The sequence below is a fragment of the Stenotrophomonas sp. SrG genome (assembly GCF_050031795.1).
Classification (GTDB): domain Bacteria; phylum Pseudomonadota; class Gammaproteobacteria; order Xanthomonadales; family Xanthomonadaceae; genus Stenotrophomonas; species Stenotrophomonas rhizophila_A.
In genome coordinates, this window is record NZ_JBNBBE010001872.1 from 1 (window position 1) to 229 (window position 229).

Consider the following 229-nt stretch of genomic DNA (forward strand, 5'->3'; position numbering starts at 1 on the left):
TCGCCCAGCAGTACGGCGACGCCGCCTAAATCCCCAAAAACGCCCCGGCCCAAACCATCGGCAAGGCCCTAGCGGCAGTCCACCACGGTGGCCTCTGGTTCCCGCCGATGGCAGCAGAGCGCAGCGAATCCGACGCATTGCGCGCAGCCCGCCTGCCCCAGCTGACCCCCCAGCAAATCCGCGTGCTCCTGTGCCTCGCCGATGGCCAGCTCAACAAGCACATCGCCTA

The 229-nt window shown here is 67.2% G+C and carries 1 pseudogene; it reads left to right on the forward strand.

What is annotated here, in order from left to right:
* Window positions 1-229, forward strand: a pseudogene (locus ACQG3P_RS25685) (DNA-binding response regulator); the annotation flags it as partial.